The sequence below is a fragment of the Sorangium sp. So ce124 genome (assembly GCF_051525235.1).
GTDB lineage: Bacteria > Myxococcota_A > Polyangia > Polyangiales > Polyangiaceae > Sorangium > Sorangium atrum.
On sequence record NZ_CP150312.1, the window covers coordinates 3505586 to 3523950 of the forward strand.

Here is an 18365-nt window from a genome sequence, read left to right on the forward strand (position 1 = left end):
GCCGGGTACCGAGGGGATGCGGCCACGGGAAGACCGAAGAGCGTTGGCCGCCGCCGTTGCTGTCGTGGTCTGTGCGTGGGGAGCGAGCAGCACGCTGCTAGCTTGCACTTCGTACCGTGACGATTGCTGGGAAGTGATGGAGTGCGCCCCTGCGCCTGAGCCGACCTTCTGTGATGGCGACCCAGCGACCACAATAGCGCTCGACGAGTGCGGGGTGTTCGTCAGCGAGCAGGGCGACGACAACAGCGCCGGAACGAAGGACGCTCCGGTGAAGACCCTTCAGCACGCGATCGGGCTCGCCGCGTACGGGCGAGGCCACGGTGAGGCAGCGACCCGGCGCGTGTACGCGTGCGGCGGGTCGTTCGAGGAGAAGATCACGCTTCCCTCGGGGGTCGACCTCTGGGGCGGGCGCCTGTGTGACGGCGGCGATTGGTCGTATGACGGGTCGTTCGGCGGGCCGAATCACCCAACGATCATCGCTCCGCCGGTGGGGATCCCGCTGAGGGTGATCGCGGATGACAAAGAGCACGCGACGTCAACGGTCTTCGGCGTGCGTGTCGAGGCGGCGGATTCGTCCGCGGACGATGGCAAGTCGTCGATCGCCATGATCTTGAGCTCGGGGGCCAGGGCGCTCGTGCAGGACAGCGTGATCGTCGCGGGCAACGGCAAGGATGGGGAGCCGGGGGAGGACGCGCCGAGCTTCCGCGCGAACGTCGGCGTGGTAGGGAACCACGGCGTGGACGCCTGCACCGCGGACTCCCCGACGGGCGCGCTGGAAGTCGTGACCGTGTGCGAGGATGGCATCGAGTCCACTGGAGGCTACGGGGGCGACGGTGGGCTCGAGTCGGGGGGCGATGGCGCTCCGGGGCAGCCGATGCCCGCGGAGAATCCAGATGGCAACGGCCTTGGAGGCACTGGCGCGGGGAGCGCGCGTTGCAGTGATGGCGCAAACGGGATGGGCGGCCTTGACGCCGGTCGCGCGGACGGTGCTGTTGGCGCAGGCTACCTGACCGAAGACGGCTGGATGGGAATCCGCGGTGATGATGGGAAGAAGGGCGGGGTCGGTCAAGGAGGTGGCGGCGGGGGCGGCAGCAGGTCGCGCGGCCCGATGGTGGCGTGTCCAGCTGGCCGCCCGCAGGGCGGTGCGGCTGGCGGTTCAGGCGGCGGCGGCGGCTGCGGTGGCCTTGGCGGCAAAGGCGGTGGTTACGGCGGGTCGAGCATCGGCGTTGTTGCGCTGCAGGGGAGCGCGGTGACGCTCGAGGCGACTCGCGTGATGACGGGCAACGGCGGCAACGGCGGGGTCGGCGGCACGGGCCAACCAGGCGGCGGGGGTTCACCAGGCGGCGACGGTGGACTGGGCGCTCCCGGCAGTCAGATGTGGCGCGCGTGCTCCGGCGGCTTTGGTGGCGACGGCGGTCGCGGGGGCGACGCCGGCGGCGGCCTCGGAGGATCCTCCTACGGCGTCGCTGCTCACAGCGCCTACGTGGGCATCGGGCCGGACGCCACTATACAGCTTGGAAAACCTGGCGATGGCGGTCTCGCAGGCAATGCAGCACCTGATGACGCGGTGGGGCAGGGGCAGGCGGGCGACTCCATGCCTTACCGTCAATTCGACGTGCCCAATCCCGTGCCGCCCCACTGATTGTCCTCTTCGCTACGACACGACATCGAGGCAGAACGATGCGAATTACAAGAGCGATCCATCTGTCCCCCGCGCTGCTGCTCGCGGTGGCCGGCTGCGGCACCGCGCCGGGCCCCAATGAGCCTGGCGGAGCGGCGTGCGACGGCACGTCGCCGTGTCAAGGCGAGCCGCCGCCGGAGTCCTTCTGTCTCGAGCGTCTCGCCGCCGATGTGTGGGAGGATGGATGCGGCGTGTTCGTGGGCGGCGTCTGGGGCAGCGGCGACGATGCGAACCCCGGCACGAAAGACAAGCCGGTGCGCACGCTGCAGCGCGGAGTGGAGCTCGCGCGTACGGGCCGGGGGCGCGTCTTCGCGTGCGCCGACGGCTTCTTCGGGCCTGTGACGCTCCCTTCCGGCGTGGATCTCATCGGGGGGTTCGGCTGCGTGAGCTGGAGGCGCCAGGCTGACACGCGCTCCCTGATTCAGATTTCGGATAAGCCAGATATCGTCCTGACCGTTGTGCCGGCGAGCGATGGCGATAGGGGTGCCGCGGACGGGGTATCGACGATCGTCGACATGGCTTTGAGAGCGTGGGGCCCGATCACGATGCTTGTTCACTCCAACACTGCCGTGGAGCTCATCCGGAGCGAGATCCGCACATACTACGGATACGCAGGCCACGATGGCGAGAAATGGGGCGGGCTAAATCAGGCAGCGGCCGGACCGGATGGTCTGTACGGCGGCGATGCGTGCTCGGCAGACACCGTCCCCGGCGGCCCGGCGGTGATGAATCCGTGCGACGGCGGAATCCCGAGCGCCGGTGGCAAGGGAGGCGACGGGCTCGCCGACGGCGCTGGAGATGGGGAGGACGGCGAGCCCGTAGCCAAGCCGGACCCCGGCCACGATGGGCAAGGAGGACTTGGCAACCGGGCAGACGGTGGTTGCAGCAGCGGCTTCACCGGGAAAAGCGGCATGTGGGGTGCCGTCGGCGCCGCGGGTCAGGGGATCGGGCGCATCACCGAGACAGGATGGGAGGCCGACTGGGCAGGCGACGGCGATAGGGGCATGCCGGGTCAAGGCGGTGGCGGGGGCGGCGGCCGTCGAGGCGGCCTCGCCGCGTGCGGCGTGGCCTCGAAAGGAGGCGCCGGCGGTGGCTCTGGCGGCGCCGGTGGCTGCGGCGGGCGAGGCGGTCGAGGGGGTGAGAACGGCCATCCGACGATCGGGATCGTCGCGCTCCACGCCAACCTGACGGTGCGCGACACCGTGATCGAGACGCTGGCCGCGGGGCCGGGTGGCGACGGCGGGCCACCCGAGCAAGGGGGCAAAGGCGGTCGAGGAGCATCGGGCGGCGCCGTGGGGGACGGCACGTGGTCCTGCCAGGGTGGCAACGGCGGCCGAGGGGGTGAGGGCGGCTACGGCGGCCCCGGGCGTGGCGGCGACTCGATCGGCATCGCCTACCTCGACGAGGACCAGCTTACGCTGGAGGGCGTGACCTACGAGCTGGGACCGCCGGGAAAGGGCGGCGTGAGCTGGGATTGGTCTGGCGAAGAGATCCGGGGGGAGGACGGCACCCGGGTCGAGACGCTGCGTTTCCCTGAATAGGATCACGACACTTCAGGCGAACCCTGTAGTGACAGGGCGCCGACGGTGGCACGCTCGGAGCTCCACGAGGGCGCCCGCGGGCCTGCTGGTGGCGACGTGGACAGCCGCGCGGCGCCCCAGGAGCACGACGCCGAGACCTCGCTCGCGGAGCTCGCCGGCGAGGGTCACGAGCTCAGCGGCCTCCGCCTCGACCCCGCGGCCGGTCCGCAGGCCGTGGCGCCACGCACCCCCAAGCACACCTCTCCGGTTCCGCGACTGTCCGCGCATTGGGGACGGACAACCTGGCGCTCGGGGCGCGATCCAGGGCCGAGCAATGTCCTAGCGCTTTGGTGGGGACGCTTGCTTCTGGAGAACGTGCGGGCGAGCGTGCGAGAGAGAGAAACATCGCGGGGTGGAGGCAATGAGCATGGGCGAAAGATCCAGACCGAGGCGACGGAGGACGATCCTTGCGGTCGCTGTGGCCGCCCTGGCGCTCGGGGCGGCAGGGGCCGGGTGCTTGTGGAAGTTCGGGGACGACACGTTCGGGAGCTTCTGTGCGGCGGCGGTGGGCGGCGAGGAGCACTGCGTGGGCGAGAATCAGGGTCCGGGCGCCGCGTGGGCCCAGGCCGAGACGGACGGCGCTCTGCCCATCGAGCTGTGGGCCACCTGGCCGAACAACAAGACGCCGGAGGAGATCGTCGCAAGCGATTACTCGCTCGGCGTCTGGTTCGGCCACATCGACGAGGCTATCGCGTACGTGCGCGACGACGCGAGGAACGCCGAGTCCCTGCGGGCGACGCTCGCGGGCAAGCTCGCGTGGCTGCTCGACGAGGCGAGGGACCGCCAGAGGGTGCTGCTCGCGGAGGCGCCGGTCGACGCCCCGGGCAACTTCAAGAAAGCAATGATCGACAAGGCCAGCGCCGAGCGGGAGCCGCTCGCCGCCGCGCTCGCGGCCGACAGGCAGGCCATGGCGGCCGTGCAGGCGGTCTTCGACCAGGCCCGGAGCGACGTCGCGCCGCTGCGATCGAAATACGCGGGCGTCGCGGCGCGCTTCGCCGCGTACCGCGCGACCGAGGCGGCGGAGACGGCGGCGTACGCGGAGCTCTCGGCGCAGGCGTCGCGGTCGGACATCGACGGCCTCGACGGCGTGGAGCAGGCGGTGCTCGCGACGGCGCGCGAGGCGAGCCGCTCGCCCGGCGAGCTCACCGCGGAGATCCTGAGGTGGTCGGCGACGCTCCAGGTCTTCGCGGCCTCCTTCGATGAGGCGATGGTGCCGCACAGGGAACTGCTCGCGACGCACGGCGCGGTGCTGCCGGACATGACGTCGGGTGCGCTGCGCTCGCTGAACGCGATGCTGGGTTACGTGAAGGGTCGCGTCGCCCGGAGCGACGCGACCGCGGCGGCGCTGCTCGGCGGCATCGCGCTGCGCCGGGAGGCGCTCCGCGTGCTGCAGATGGACGAGGGGGCGCGCGAGGCCGTCGCAGGGGCGCGGACGCGCAAGGCGTCGGAGGCGTTCGGGGAGCGTGCGCGCGCGCAGATCGCGGCGCTGTCGGCGGCGCCGCCGGTGAGCGAGAAGCTCGGGCTGCCGCTCTTGGCCGAGCGGTGCGGGGAGCTCCTGGCGCTGGCGCAGCTGCGACCGCTCTGCGAGGCGGCGGGGTCGTCCTGGCGCGAGGCCGGGTGCGCGGAGCTTCGAGGAAGGTTCGACGCCGCGGAGGCCGAGCTCAGGACGGGGGTGCCGCAGAAGATCGCGGCGGGCCTCGCGGCGCTGCGGGAGAAGGGCATGGCCGCGGCGGAGCTCGACGCGGCTCAGGCGAGGCTCGACGCGGGGGACGTGAAGGGCGCCGCGATCGCGTATGACGCCGCCGTGCGCGGCGCGGAGGGGACATGAGAGGCTCCAAGGACGTTGCGCTGCGCGGCCGGAGCGCCGCGGTGTTCCAGAGGCTCGTCGCGCTGGTCACGGCGCTGGCGGTGCTGGCGCCGTCGTTCGCGTGGGCCGGTACGCCGTACAGCCTCGACTGGGTCACCACCTCGTTCAACACGAGGTGCTTGACGCCCGAGCTCGACGACCCCGGAGCGCCTTACTTCCACGTGAACCAGACGCCGCTCCCCACCTACGAGGTCCCGGGCGAGTTCGTGTTCAACGCCGACGGCTCGGAGAGCAACCGGATGGAGGCGGCGTTCGATTCGGTGCTGCTCGTGATGGGCATGAACGACTTCCATTTCCACGTCACCAGGAAGGGCGGCGACAACACGTGCGTCGACGCGCGCGAGGTGGTGCACCTCGTCTCGGAACCGCTCGGGCTGAACAAGCCGCTCTTCGACGTCCGGCACCGCGGGGTGGCGTTCTCCGGCGCCACGACCCTCGACCTGAGCCTCGCGGAGATCAACCCGGCGCTGGCGCGCGACATCGAGATCCTGCTGGCCGAGATCGCCAAGGAGCGCGCGGCGCTCGTGGCGAACGCACGGGCGGTGGGCCTGCTGGCGGAGAAGATGGACCTGCTCCAGCAGCTGGACACCGAGCTGAAGGACCTGGTCAGCCGGCCGCTGGACGAGATCTCGCGGACCGACCTCGAGGCGATCCTGGATCGGTACAAGGACGCGGTCGCGCCGGAGACGCGCGCGGCGATGGAGCAGCTCGTCGACGACCTGAAGAAGAGCGTCAGCGATCTCGAGGACGAGGTCGCGCGGCTGATGGACGAGTTCGGCGCGCAGGCGGACGAGGTGGCGGACCTGGCGACGGAAGACGCGCGCGCCGAGGGGTGGGATCCGGACGACCCGCAAACGTACGCGCTCGGGGAGAGCGAGGTGCCGTGGGTCGAGGTGCCGGACGTCGCAGGGGTCGACGGGGCGTTCGAGGAGGGCCGGGATCCCTACGCGGCGTACGCGGACGCGGTGCTCGCGGCGCTGGAGGCGGACGTCAGCGGCCGGGTGGTGGTCCTCCGGGCGGACTTCGTGGCGAACGTGCGGGCGTGGCGGGCCAACAGCGCGGCGCTGGAGATCGCGCTGCGCGACCGGATGGGGGTGTCGCTGGCGGAGACCAACGCGTTCCTGAACGCGCAGAACCGGATCACCGGGTTCGTGCGGCAGTTCATGGATGCGTCGGACTGGTTCGAGGACTCGCCCGTGCCTGCCGACCTGCGGGCGCAAGTGGACAGGGTGCTGAAGCCACGGTTCGATGCGCTCGCGGACCAGATGAGGGACAACCTCAACCTGTGGACGGGGGACGGGCTCGACCTGGAGCAGACGGAGCTCTACCAGACGATCAGCGCGTTCGCGGGGGCGATGTCGACGGTCGCCGAAGGGTTCGAGGCGTACGCGGAGGTGATGCAGACGCTCGTCCACGCCACGACGCGCATTGGGGTCGGGTTCGTGCCGGTGGTCGGGCCGGCGCTGGACCTGTGCGAGGCCGTGACGGGCAAGGCGTGGTGCCTGCCGTCGGGCGAGGAGCTGAGCGACCAGGAGCGGATCTTCTCGGGGATGGGGTTCGGGCTCGGGGCGATAGGGCCGATGTGGCGCGCGGTCAAGATCAGCAGCGGGCTGCGGCCGGCGGCAATCCGGGTCGCCGGGAACATCGCGGACATCGAGGAGGCGTTCGCCAAGATCGTGAAAACGAACCGCGTCCGGGGGTACAAGAACCTCCGCGGGGCGGTCACGAAGCGGAAGAAGGTGGACATCTTCGAGAAGAAGGCGGCCAAGTTCCTGGTGGACGATGGCCGATCGCTTGTCGGGGTCGGCGACGACGCCGTGCGCGACGTGCTGAAGATTCCGAAGGAATCAAGCGCCGGGGGCAGCGAGGGGGCGGCGCCCGACTTCGTGTCAATATCCAGCGGCCACAAATTGATCGTGAGCGAGGCCAAGGGCGGGAAGATCGATGTCGGCAAGGTTCGCGAACAACTCACGAACGCGATGAAGGCGCTGAAGGACAAGGGGCTCGATGGAGACGTGGATCGGGTCGAGCTCATCATGGAGCATGGGGCGGAGTTCAAGGACCCGAACTTCACCGTCAAGGACGGCTACCTGTTCAACTGGAAGAAGGGCGAGACCGTGACGCTGGAAGGCTTCAACATGTTTATCATGGTGATCCGGCTATGAGCGAATCAGAACCTTGCTTCTATGCATGGTGCGACGAGGCAGAACGGATCGAGGCGTTCGCCGCGGCCCTGTCGGCCCTCGTCAGCCCGGGGGCTCTCATCAGCCTGATGATGAGCCACCAGCAAGGGTGCAAGACACGCTCGGTGGACGAAGTGCTCGCGATGATCCGCGCCCACTTTGGAGGAACGAACAACGCTCACCTCCTCTCCGGCGTGAGCCTGAACGATTCCAAGGGCGGCATGCTGTTCGGCCTCAAATGCTACACCGACGAAAGCGAACGTCTCTGTTCTTGGGGCCCGCTCTGCTTGACTGCGGGCGAACGCAAGTGGGATTTTTACCCCGACGAGATTCCCGTGGGCAGGGGCCCCCGCTCCGTGGAGGCCGAGGCCGCGGTCGCCTACCACCTGGTCCAGGGCGACATCGAGGACCTCCTGCTCCGCCTCTGTGCGCCGGACGCGAGCGGGCGCGTGCCGACCGGCGCTTGCACCGACAAGGAAAACTGGATCGCCCCCGTCGACATGTGTGCGACCTACAACGCGAACGCCGCGGAACTCGCGCGCGACCTCGCCCTGTCGTGGGTGAGCCTCCACGACAAGGAGAGCGTCTCGCGCATCGCGGGCACGTCATTGGAGGCGCTTCGCGCGCGGGTAGACGCCGCGCCGCGCGGCGCACACGTGCCCATGAGAGGCACGAGCGAGCTCACGGGCTCGCTCTCGCGCGAGACCGTGCTCAAGGCGCTCGCGACGCCGCCGGCCACGCTACTCGAAGCGCTCGAGGCCGCGGCGTTGCCCGACGACGCGTGGCGCGCGGCCGAGCCGAAGGCGCGCGAGCTCCTGGAGCTACGCTGCCAGCTCGACGATGAAGCCGCCGGGGAGGTCCCACCTGCGTTCTGGGTAGACATCACGACCCGCGAGCACACCCGCTTCCTGGAAGAGCACGCCCCCTTCCACGTCCGCCGCCTCCCGAGCGGCGGCGTGGTGCTGGCCACCCACCCCTACCGCACGCTCTGGCCGCTCTGGGCCGACGCGCTCTTCGTGCTCGGCCTCATGTCCTGACGCAGGCTACCTCACGAGGATGATCGATCGATGAGAGAAGGTCCGTTTTTCTTCGCCTGGTGTGACGAGGCACAGAGGGTCGATGCGTTCGGCGCGGCGCTGTCAGCCCTCATCAAGGAGCCACAGTACAGCATGCGCGCGATCATGGACCATGACACGGAATGCAATACGATCTCCGTGGATGAAGTGGTCGCGATGCTCCGAGCCCACTTCGGACGCACCGACGCGGAGACCTACTTCGTCGCATCGTTGAGCCAGGAGCACTTCGTCCATTGCATCCTTCGCTGTTTCACCGACAAGAGCGAGCGTCTCAAGCCGAAGGGTCCCATCCAGGTGCACCCCCGCCACATCGAGGACTTTCCCCTCACGCGGATGGACCTCGCTTTGGATCGCGGCCCGCGCTCCGTGCAGGCCGAGGCCGTGCTCGCGTGGCACATGGCGCTTGAAAACATCGAGGACGTCCTGCTCCGCCTCTGCGCGCCGGACGCGAGCGGCCGCGTCCCGACCGGTGGCTGCACGACGGCGCGCACCTGGCTCGCGCCGGTCACCCTGTGCGCGACGTACAACGCGGACGCTCGTGACCTCGCGCGCGACCTCGCCCTCTCGTGGATCTGCCTCCACGACAAGGACAGGGTGTCGCGCACCGCTGGCCTGTCGCTGGATGCGCTCCGCGCGCGGGTGGAAGCCGCGCCGCCCGGCGCGTGCGTCGCGCTACGACATGCGGGTGCGCATTCGAGCTCGCTCTCCCGCGAAACCGTCCTCAAGGCGATGGCAATACCGCCCTCCGCCCTGCTCGAAGCGCTCGAAGCCGCGGCGGAGACACCAGACGGCGCGTGGCGCGCCGCGGAGCCGCGCGCGCGCGAGATCTACGAGCGGACGCGGCAGCGCAGGGAGAGCGATGGAGGGGGCGCGGAGACAGGCAGCGGCTCGGCCCTGTCGGAGGTCGAGATCACCCTCGACCACTTCGAGTTCCTTGTCGACCACGCCCGGTTCTACGTCCGGCGCCTCCCGAGCGGCGGCGTGGTGCTGGCGACGCACCCGTACCGCACGCTCTGGCCGCTCTGGTCGGATGCCCTCTTCGCGCTCGGCCTGATGCCCTAACGATCCCGCCCAGCCGCCGCGGCGTGCCCGCCTCGCTCGAGCGCATCGACCTGGTCGTCGAGATCGCCGGCCGGCGCTTCGAGGAGCGATTCGCCTGCCCCTGCGAGCCGAACAGCGAGACGACGGTCTCGTGGGACGGCAAGGACGCCTTCGGGCGCCCCCTCGAAGGAACACCCCGAGCGTCGGCACTAGGACACGCGACGACGTCACGCTGTGGAAGGTCTGGCGCGGGGCGCCGGTATGCTCAGCGCTCGCTCCCAGGGGCTTGGCGGCTGGATGCTGAGCGAGCACCACGCCTACGAGCCCAGCGGGCGGGTGCTTCACCTGGATGACGGGCGGCGTCGCCGCGCCGGTGCGCTCGGCAACGTATTGACCACCGTGGCGGACCACGGTTGCGCAAACTGCGTGCTGAGGGATGGCGAGCGGGCAACGGCGGTGCCGCTCTATGCGCCCTCGGCCGTGGCCGCGGCGACGGACGGCGGCATTTACGTCGCCGATACGTTCCACCACCGGGTGCACCGCGTGGGCACAGACGGTGTGATTGAGGCCCGTGGCCGGCACAGGCAACGAGGGGGATCGCGGCGACGGCGGGCCTGCGGTCGCCGCCAAGCTCGACGTGCCGCGCGGGCTCGCGCTCGGGCCTGATGGCCGCCTGCGCATTGCCGAGCAGGGCGGCAATCGCGTGTGGCGGGGTACACCCGACGGGACGATCGCGACCGTGGCCGGTACAGGCGCGGCCGGGTACAGCGGGGACGGCGGCCCCGCCGCGCTGGCCACATCGACGAGTCCGTCCAGCATCGCGGTAGGGCTCGACGGCAGCGTCTACATCGCCGATAGGGGCAATCACAGCGTCCGTGGTGTGGCGCCCGACGGCATCATTGACACGGTGGCCGGCACGGGGGCGTGGGGCTTCGGAGGCGACGGCGGACCGACCGAACCCGCTCGCCCGGTGCGCGTGGGTCGCGTTCTGCGCGGTGTGCCTACCTTGGGGGCCCCCCTCGGTGTCACCTCCGCGCGCGTCGCTGAGGGGGCGCGCAGAACTACCAAATCGAGCCCTTCATTTTTCCCGTTTTTCGGCCCCTCAGCGACGCTTCCCAGAACACCTAACCCCGCGATACGGCTCGATGTTCTTTCCGAGCGCGTATCCCGGTAGTTCGCGGCGAACTACCGGGAGCGCAGAACTACCGTTTCTGAATAGGCGTTTGCGGGACTGCGCCTGAGCAGCAGCGGCGGCGAGGTCCCGGCGCAGTCCCGCAAACGTCGGGTTGGACCGGGCCGGTTCGCGGCCGGGCGAGGCGGTCGCGAGGCCTATGGAGATCCTGCCCGAGAAGGCAGCAGAGGGCGGGCGTGGCGGGGCTCGCACGCGTGGTGCATCCCGCCGCCACGACGTTGGGCGCAGACGTGCCGAGGCAGAGCGCGGCGCCGACGGAGGCCCAGAAGCACGCACGCCGCCGACGTGGACGGCGCAGAAGGCGGATCGATCCCTGACCGCCGCGCAACGGAGGTGGTGTTGTTGCTCCTGCCCAGGCCAGCAATGCTCATGACGTGTCCGGAGGGGCAGCGGAAGAGGCGACGACGCACGACGGCAGCGGGCGGCGAGCCATCGCAGCCTGACCGCAGCGAGGACAGATGGACAGGTCGATCCCCGTGAGCTCGGCGAGCAGCGTGCACCAGTCGACCTTGACGACGTGGCGCGCAGAGGGCTCGTGCTCGTGAGAGCTGGCTTCCCGGTGCTCATCTCCCCCGACAGCGCACTGCCCTGCGTCTCGCGCCGCCAGGATCCTCGTGCGTGCCACCTCGAGCGTGGTGGTGGCGTGACACGCAGCCATCAAGCCGAAGTGTCGGATCTTCACGAAGCGATGAGGCAGCACGTGCAGCAGGAAGCGACGCAGAAACTCCTCTGCGGAGAGCGTCACGGTCTTGTCTCCGCGGGTCCGGAAGCACACGCCGCGCTCATCCATCCACCGCAGCCGGTGATTGGACAGCCCGACACGGTGGGTATAGCGACCGAGGTAAGCAAAGACCTGCTCGGGCCCAGCGAAGGGCGGCTTGGCGTACACCACCCAGGGTTTGCGGTAGAGCGCGCCGAGCAGCGCAGCGAAGGCAGCGGGGTTGGCCAGCGCGGCGGCCTCGCCGGTCAGGTCGAGCTCTCCTTGATCATAGGCCTGCCGGAGCGCGGCGAGCAACTTGCCACGGAAGAGCTTGCCGAGGACCTGCACAGGGAAGAGGTAGCCGCGCCGCCCCTCGATCCAGCGCGAGCCGTCGAGCGAGAGCCCACCGCCCGTGACGATGCAGTGCAGGTGCGGATGGAAGCTGAGATTGCGGCTCCAGGTGTGCAGCACGGCGGTGACACCGATGTCGGCGCCGAGCCGCCTGGGATCGCGGCCGAGCGTGAGCAGGGTCTGCGAGCCGCACTGGAAGAGCAGATCGAAGACCGTCTGCGGGTTGACGAGCGCCAGCGGGCGCAGCTCAGCCGGGAGCGTGAAGACGACGTGGAAGTAGTGCGTCGGCAGGATGCGCTGCTGCCGCTCGGCGATCCACCTGGCCTGGCTGAGGCTCTGGCACTTGGGACAGTGGCGGTTGCGGCAGGAGTTGTACGAGGGCTGCTCGTGGCCGCAGCTCGTGCACACGTCGACATGGCCGCCCAGCACCGCGGTCCTGCACGCGGCGATGTCGCGTAGGACCTTGCGCTGGGCGGCGGAGACGGCGTGGGCGCGCAGGTAGGCCTCGCCGTGGGCGCGGACGATATCCGCGACCTCGAGACGAGGCCTACCCGTCGCCGCGGGCCGCGGCGCCAGGCGATGCGGGTGCACGCGACCTCAGCCGAGCTTCTTCTTGGCCTCCTGGGTGCCGAGCACCTCGACCGGGCTGCGGGTGCGACCGACGTGAGCCTGGCTGACGCGGACGTAGCGGACGGTGGTGCGGATGGAGCGATGGCCGAGCAGGGCCTGGATGACGCGGATGTCGGTGCCGAGCTCGAGCAGGTGGGTGGCGAAGCTGTGCCGCAGCACGTGCGGGGTGACGCGCTTGTGCAGCTTGCAGCGCCTCGCCGCCTCGCGCAGCGCGTTGCGCACCGCCTCGTGCGAGATGACCGAGCCCTGCTTGCGACCCGGGAACAGCTCCGGTCCAGCGGGTCTCTCCGCCCGCCAGTAGATGCGCAGCGCGGTCAGCACGGGGGCGCTGAGCATCACGTACCGATCACGCCCGAGCTTGCCATTGCGGACGTGGATGAGGTTGCGCTTGCTGTCGACGTCCTCGACCCGCAGCGAGCAGACCTCATCGATCCGCAGACCGGCGCCGTACGCCGTCAGGACGATCGTGCGCTGCTTGACCGAGCCGATCGCGTTGAGCAGCGCCTCGACCTCGGTGCCGCTGAGGACCGGCGGCAGCTTCTGGGGTACCTTCGGCCAGGGGATCGCGACGGCGACCTCCGGACGCCCGAGCGTGGTGGCGTAGAGGAACTTGATCGCCGCCACGTACTGGTGCTGGGTCGCCTCCGCGATCTTTCGCTGCTCGGCGAGGTAGAGCAAAAACGCGCGCACCTCGTCGAGACCCATCTGCTGCGGCGGCTTGCGGTGGTAGGCTACGAAGGCCCGTGCGCAGCGGAGGTAATTGTCGCACGTCGACGGCTTGTATCGCCGCAGCTTCAGGTCTTCGGCCATTCGATCGCGGAGCTGTCCCATCGCTGCCCTCCTGGTGGACGCGGCGCCCGGGCAGGGGCGTCGCGAACGGCAGGGTGGGCAGGGAATGAGGCGGCGGGCGGCCAGTCCTGCGCGGCGCCGGGCTCTTTTTTCGCAATAAATACTGGCAAAATCCGCGCTGCGGCAGCAATGCCTGCCGTGACAACCGCAGCGAAGACAAGGATCCGAGCCGCGGCAGGAAACCGCGGCTCGGTATCCGCAATGCTTAACGGAGCAGGGCCCGCAGCAGCTTCTTGAGCCTCACGCCGAGCTCCTGCACCTCGTCCGCATCGCGCTCGCGGTCGCAGCAGTCATCGCGGTCGACCTCAGCAGGCACAGGAGCTGCCGCGAAGCGGCTTGGTCCAAGTGCCCCTTCCGGCGGCGTCGGTCACGGTTGCGAACGAACCCAACACGGATGGAGGTACATCATGACACGAGCGGCTCTCGCCCGTGTATCGGCACCCCTTGCGCTTCGTCAGGTGGAACACGGCACACGCGTGGTGGAGAGGACATTCCCGGACGTGCCTGCCCGAGGATCGTGCCCCCCGAGGGGGCTTGCCCATCCCGTCACAGCAACGGCGACGCTCGCGATCCCGCTGGAGGGGCTCACACTCACAGCGCCGCAGCCGGAGATGCTCTCGCAGAAAAATGTCGAGTCGGTCACCGGGATCCCGGCACGCGTCTACCTCGACACGATCCGCGGACCGGGTTTCCCGCTCCCGGTCACGAGGCTTGGCAAGCTGCGCCTCGTCCAGCGCGAAGCGTTCGTCGCCTACCTCCAGGCGCTGGCTGGTGACCCAGCATCGCGCTGTGACGCAGAGGTGGATGAGCGCACACGGGTTGCCGCGGTGCTGGCCTCTGTCGGCCTTCAATCTGTCCCATGCCCAAACACCGACCGGGCGAGCGTTCCTCGCGCAGGAACAAGCCGTGCTAGGCTGCCGCCAAAGTAGAGCGGGCCCGCTCGGCGCAGCGAACGCCGGACGGGCCCTTGATCGACCCCCGCATCACCGGAGACCGACCCATGACTGACGTACCCCACCGACGGGCGCGCGCCAAGCGCTCGGCGTCGTCCCCCACCACATCCCTCCCTGCACCGGCGTCGACCGATCGGCGTTTGCGTTCGAGCCGCTCCGCCGGACGTGCCACTCCGGTGGCGGAAGCAGCGGCGGCCGCCGCAGACTCGCCGGGCTCGGCGAGCACGACGGAGCACCCGAAGCTGGCGACTCGCGCACCCGGCAGGCCCGCAGGAGACAAGCGCGCCAACGGCTCCGGGTCCGTCCGGCTGCGCGGGAAGACGTGGACCGCGCGCCTCAGCCTTGGCGAGGCCGGTCGATCCACGTTCAGCTTGCCGACGTGCCGGACCGAGCAGGAAGCCAACGCGCGCCTGGAGGTGCTGTCCGAGCTCGCCGGGCGCCTGCTCGCAGCCGGCCAGATCGTCCTCGGCTTGCCGCTCTTGGAGCGGGCTGCGGCGCGCGAGGGGAACGCGCTCCGCGACGTCCGGCTTGCCATCGAGCAGCTCTGCAGGGGCGAAGCGCGTGCCCGCGCGTCCGGGGAAACAACCTTCGCTGAGTTCGCCGAGTTGGTTGTTTCTGGGAGGCTCGCCGAGCAATACCCACTGCATGTGAAAGCGCTTCGCCATCCGGAGCAATACCGGCATAAGCTCAATCATGTTCTAGGGGTACTCGGCCCCGTTCCACTCTCTCGTTTGACGCTCGATCATGCAGATCGAGCGATCTCCATGCTGCCAGGACATCTTGAGGACTCCTCGCGTCAAGGCATCGCAAAAGTGATTCATCGAATACTCGCGCTCGCGACCTATCCGGCGCGCATCATCGCCAGCAATCCGCTGCCGCGTGGATGGATCCCCAAGGCGGAGGACAACAAGGCCAAAGGCTCCCTCTATCCCGACGAGGATAGGCGCCTCATGGCGGCGCTGGATATTCCGCTGTCCTATCGGATCTATTATGGCTTCCTGATTCGCGAGGGAATGCGGGCAGACGAGGCCGGAAGGCTGGAGCCGTCCGATCTCGATCTCGACCGCGGCGCCGTGGTGCTCGACGAGAACAAGACGGATGACCCACGCGCCTGGGCACTCTCACCCGACGTCGTGCGCGCGCTTCGGACCTATTTCGCTATATGTCCCCCGAAGGAGCGTGTCTTCATTGGGCCGAGCGGGCCCCTGCCGGGGCGCAGTGGGGCGCACAACTTTCGAAATCACCTGCGCCGTGCTGGCATCGATCGGCCCGAGTTGTTCGAGACCACGCAGTCACGGCTGAATATACGCTTGCACGACACCCGTGCGACCTTCATCTCGATCAAGCTCGCGAACGGCCGCACGGAGACGTGGATCTCCGATCGGACCGGGCATAAGTCGAGCCGTCAGATTCACCACTACAAGCGCGCGGCGCGCAAGGTCGCTGAGCTCGGCTTGGGGGACTTCGCTCCTCTGGACGAAGCGATCCCCGAGCTGAACGGCAGGGGCGGCCGTTTAGGTGGAAGTGATCCCATGTCCGCGGGCCCGGAGGCGGGCTCGCCGTCGCCGAGCAGCGGCGCGTCCCTTGTCCGCGCGCTGCACCACCGAACGCCGGGCGCGGTCGATGACCACGCCGGCCAGCCCGCAGCGGGCGCCCCGGTGGCTGCAGGAGGCCCGTTGGGCCCGCGTTGGGCCACGCCGGAGAGTGACTCGGCCGCGAATCAGACAGAAAAGATTGAAATCATTGATATTTCGTCCGCCTCCGCCCCGACGTCTCAGAAATCCTGGCGGGATTTCTGACACGCGGAGCTAGAAGCGGACGTGGAGCGCCGTCATCCCGCGGAGCTTGGTGTTGGGCCCCCATGTCGGCTCCGGGGTCGCGAGCTCGAGCCGCGGAAGCCGGCGCAGCAGCACCGAGAAGGCGATCTCGAGCTCGCTGGTGGCAAAGAAGGACCCGAGGCACGCGTGCGTGCCCCGGGCGAACACCAGGTGCGGGTTGTGCTTCCGCGTGATGTCCAGCTGGTCGGGCTCCGTGAACACCTCGGGATCGCGGTTGACGGCGCTCAGCACGACGGAGAGCCGATCCCCCTTCTGGATCAGCTTGCCCCCGAGCTCGAGATCCGTGAGCGCCCAGCGCTCCACCCCTCGCTGTACAGGCGACGCGTAGCGCAGCAGCTCCTCGACGGCGCTCTGCATCAGCTCCGGGCGGCCTCGGAGCAGCGCCAGCTGATCGGGATGCGAGAGCAAGGTGTACACGCCAGCCGAGAGCATCCGGGCCGTCGTCTCGAAGCCGGCGTAGAGGAGCAAGCTGAGGTTCGACAAGAGCTCCGGAAACGCGAGCCGGTCGCCGTGGTCCTCGGCCGAGAGCAGCGCGGTGATCAGATCGGCGCCCGGGCGCGCCTGCCGCTCGGCGATCCATCGGCTCAGGTACTCTCTCGCGGCGCCATCGGCGGCTTCGCCCTGCTGTCGCACCTCCGGCGGCTGAGCCTGATCGAACTGCAGATGAATTCCGGGCATCCACGCGCGGAGTTGCTCTCGGTCCGATGCCGGCAGGCCCATCAGCTCACAGAGCACGTTCGTCGGCAGGGGATACGCGTAGTCGGCCATGATGTCCATGCGCCCGTCCCCCTCGGCGCGGTCCACGAGCCCATGCGCGACCTGCTCGATCCTCGACCGGAGGCGCTGGATCGCCTCGCGCGTGAGCACCTTGCCGACGAGGGAGCGCACCCGGTCATGCTCGGGTGGATCCAGCTCTATCATGTTGTGGGCCCACGGGCATGATCCGGTGGGGGGGCGCGGGGAAACGGCCGTGACCTTTTCACGTTGTGTGGTCAAGCGCCTGTCGGCCAGGACGAGCTTCGCGTAGGAATATTTCGTGATCCACCATTCCCCTATCGAAGCGACGAAATGAACCGGCGCTTCCGCCCGGAGGCGTGCATAGAGCGGGTAGGGATCCGCCACGAAGGCGGGATCCAGCGCTTCGAAGCCGTCGACTGACCATTCCTTGTACGTGATCGCGGATGTCATCTTCTTCCTCCGCCCTGGAAACGGACGTGCAACGCCGCCATCCCGCGGAGCTTGGTGTTGGGCTCCCATCTCGGCTCCGGGGTCGCGAGCTCGAGCCGCGGCAGCCGGCGCAGCAGCACCGAGAAGGCGATCTCGAGCTCGGTGATGGCGAGGAAGGAGCCGAGACACGCGTGCGTGCCCCGGGCGAACACCAGGTGCGGGTTGTGCTTCCGCGCGATGTCCAGCCGGTCGGGCTCCGCAAACACCTCGGGGTCGCGGTTGGCGGCGCCCAGCACGACGGAGAGCCGCTCCCCCTTCTGGATCAGCTTGCCCCCGAGCTCGAGATCCGTGAGCGCCCAGCGCTCCATCCCTCGCTGTCCAGGCGACGTGTAGCGCAGCAGCTCCTCGACGGCCGTCTGCGTGAGCTCCGGGTGGCCTCGAAGCAGCGCCAGCTGATCGGGATGCGAGAGCAAGGTGTACACACCCGCCGAGATCATCCGGGCCGTCGTCTCGAAGCCGGCGTAGAGGAAGAACGTGAGGTTCGACAAGAGCTCCGGGAGCGCGAGCCGCTCGCCGTGGTCCTCGGCGAAGAGCAGCGCGCTGATCAGATCGGCCCCCGGGCGTACCTGCCGCTCGGAGATCACGCTGCTCAGGTACTCTCGCGCGGCGTCATAGGCCTCTTCGCCCTGCTGCCGCACCTCCGGCGGTTGAGCCTGGTCGAACTTCAGGTGGATCCGGGTCGTCCACGCGCGAAATTGCTCCCGCTCCGATGCCGGCAAGCCCATCAGCTCACAGAGCACGGAGGTCGGCAAGGGATACGCGTAGTCGGCCACGACGTCCATCTGCCCGCCCCCCTCGACGAGGTCCACGAGCTCGTGCGCGATCTCCTCGACCCTCGACCGGAGGCGCTGGATGACCTCGCGCGTGAACCCCTTGCCCACGAGGGCGCGCACCCGGTCATGCTCGGGTGGATCCAGCTCCATCATGTTCGGGGTCCATGGGCAGGATCCGGAGCCGCTGCGCGGGGGGACGGCCATGACCTTTTCGCGTTGTGTCGTCAAGCGCTTGTCGGCCAGGGCGAGCTTCGCGTAGGAATACTTCGTGATCCACCATTCCCCTACCGAGGCGACGAAATGGACCGGCGCTTCCGCCCGGAGGCGCGCATAGAACGGGTAGGGGTCCGCCACGAAGGCGGGATCCAGCGCGTCGAAGCTGTCCGCTGACCATTCCTTGTGCGTGACCGCGGATGTCATCGTC

At 69.2% G+C, this 18365-nt stretch carries 13 protein-coding genes; 9 read left to right on the forward strand and 4 right to left on the reverse strand.

Annotated features, from left to right (window positions below; all coding sequences use genetic code 11):
* The first annotated feature begins 16 nt into the window (after window positions 1-16).
* From WMF19_RS13385 to WMF19_RS13420, 8 genes are all read left to right on the forward strand, one after another.
* A complete protein-coding gene (locus tag WMF19_RS13385; protein ID WP_437901624.1) occupies window positions 17-1642 on the forward strand; it encodes a hypothetical protein in 1626 nt (541 codons plus the stop codon).
* 38 nt (window positions 1643-1680) lie between these two features.
* Window positions 1681-3222 (forward strand): hypothetical protein, encoded by a 1542-nt coding sequence (locus tag WMF19_RS13390; RefSeq protein WP_437899451.1) that lies wholly within the window; start codon window positions 1681-1683, stop codon window positions 3220-3222.
* 457 nt (window positions 3223-3679) lie between these two features.
* Complete coding sequence (locus WMF19_RS13395; RefSeq protein WP_437899452.1) at window positions 3680-5089, forward strand: hypothetical protein; 1410 nt, start codon at window positions 3680-3682, stop codon at window positions 5087-5089.
* Entirely contained in the window at window positions 5086-7293 is a 2208-nt protein-coding gene (locus tag WMF19_RS13400; RefSeq protein ID WP_437899453.1) for a hypothetical protein, read from the forward strand. Before WMF19_RS13395 ends, WMF19_RS13400 begins: the two co-directional genes overlap by 4 nt.
* Entirely contained in the window at window positions 7290-8348 is a 1059-nt protein-coding gene (locus WMF19_RS13405) for a hypothetical protein (protein ID WP_437899454.1), read from the forward strand. The genes WMF19_RS13400 and WMF19_RS13405 overlap by 4 nt, the downstream gene beginning before the upstream one ends.
* Before the next feature lie 30 nt (window positions 8349-8378).
* Window positions 8379-9449, forward strand: coding sequence for a hypothetical protein (locus WMF19_RS13410; RefSeq protein WP_437899456.1), 1071 nt, complete (start codon window positions 8379-8381; stop codon window positions 9447-9449).
* Between the two features lie 276 nt (window positions 9450-9725).
* On the forward strand, window positions 9726-10094 hold the full coding sequence (locus tag WMF19_RS13415; protein WP_437899457.1) for a hypothetical protein: 369 nt from the start codon (window positions 9726-9728) through the stop codon (window positions 10092-10094).
* Complete coding sequence (locus tag WMF19_RS13420) at window positions 10000-10602, forward strand: hypothetical protein (protein WP_437899458.1); 603 nt, start codon at window positions 10000-10002, stop codon at window positions 10600-10602. Before WMF19_RS13415 ends, WMF19_RS13420 begins: the two co-directional genes overlap by 95 nt.
* A gap of 385 nt (window positions 10603-10987) precedes the next feature.
* On the opposite strand, the gene WMF19_RS13425 is transcribed toward WMF19_RS13420, so the two are convergent.
* A complete protein-coding gene (locus WMF19_RS13425) occupies window positions 10988-12262 on the reverse strand; it encodes an IS91 family transposase (RefSeq protein WP_437893383.1) in 1275 nt (424 codons plus the stop codon).
* Between the two features lie 6 nt (window positions 12263-12268).
* Complete coding sequence (locus WMF19_RS13430) at window positions 12269-13132, reverse strand: tyrosine-type recombinase/integrase (RefSeq protein WP_437893382.1); 864 nt, start codon at window positions 13130-13132, stop codon at window positions 12269-12271.
* Between the two features lie 1147 nt (window positions 13133-14279).
* Between WMF19_RS13430 and WMF19_RS13435 the strand changes: the two genes are divergently transcribed.
* The gene (locus tag WMF19_RS13435; RefSeq protein WP_437899459.1) at window positions 14280-15902 is read left to right on the forward strand and encodes a tyrosine-type recombinase/integrase; all 1623 of its coding nucleotides are present in this window, start codon (window positions 14280-14282) and stop codon (window positions 15900-15902) included.
* Window positions 15903-15911: 9 nt separating this feature from the next.
* Here WMF19_RS13435 and WMF19_RS13440 read toward each other — a convergent pair whose 3' ends face one another.
* Both WMF19_RS13440 and WMF19_RS13445 read right to left on the reverse strand, forming a co-directional pair.
* Window positions 15912-17129: a cytochrome P450 gene (locus WMF19_RS13440; RefSeq protein ID WP_437899460.1), complete on the reverse strand. Its 1218-nt coding sequence runs from the start codon at window positions 17127-17129 to the stop codon at window positions 15912-15914.
* Window positions 17126-18361: a cytochrome P450 gene (locus WMF19_RS13445; RefSeq protein ID WP_437899461.1), complete on the reverse strand. Its 1236-nt coding sequence runs from the start codon at window positions 18359-18361 to the stop codon at window positions 17126-17128. Before WMF19_RS13445 ends, WMF19_RS13440 begins: the two co-directional genes overlap by 4 nt.
* Window positions 18362-18365: the final 4 nt, after the last annotated feature.

Bases quoted from the DNA above. Each gene is read 5' to 3' on its own strand.
- WMF19_RS13385 (WP_437901624.1), top strand. From the start codon at position 17: ATGCGGCCACGGGAAGACCGAAGAGCGTTGGCCGCCGCCGTTGCTGTC.
- WMF19_RS13390 (WP_437899451.1), top strand. From the start codon at position 1,681: ATGCGAATTACAAGAGCGATCCATCTGTCCCCCGCGCTGCTGCTCGCG.
- WMF19_RS13400 (WP_437899453.1), top strand. From the start codon at position 5,086: ATGAGAGGCTCCAAGGACGTTGCGCTGCGCGGCCGGAGCGCCGCGGTG.
- WMF19_RS13405 (WP_437899454.1), top strand. From the start codon at position 7,290: ATGAGCGAATCAGAACCTTGCTTCTATGCATGGTGCGACGAGGCAGAA.
- WMF19_RS13410 (WP_437899456.1), top strand. From the start codon at position 8,379: ATGAGAGAAGGTCCGTTTTTCTTCGCCTGGTGTGACGAGGCACAGAGG.
- WMF19_RS13415 (WP_437899457.1), top strand. From the start codon at position 9,726: ATGCTGAGCGAGCACCACGCCTACGAGCCCAGCGGGCGGGTGCTTCAC.
- WMF19_RS13430 (WP_437893382.1), bottom strand. From the start codon at position 13,132: ATGGGACAGCTCCGCGATCGAATGGCCGAAGACCTGAAGCTGCGGCGA.
- WMF19_RS13440 (WP_437899460.1), bottom strand. From the start codon at position 17,129: ATGACATCCGCGATCACGTACAAGGAATGGTCAGTCGACGGCTTCGAA.
- WMF19_RS13445 (WP_437899461.1), bottom strand. From the start codon at position 18,361: ATGACATCCGCGGTCACGCACAAGGAATGGTCAGCGGACAGCTTCGAC.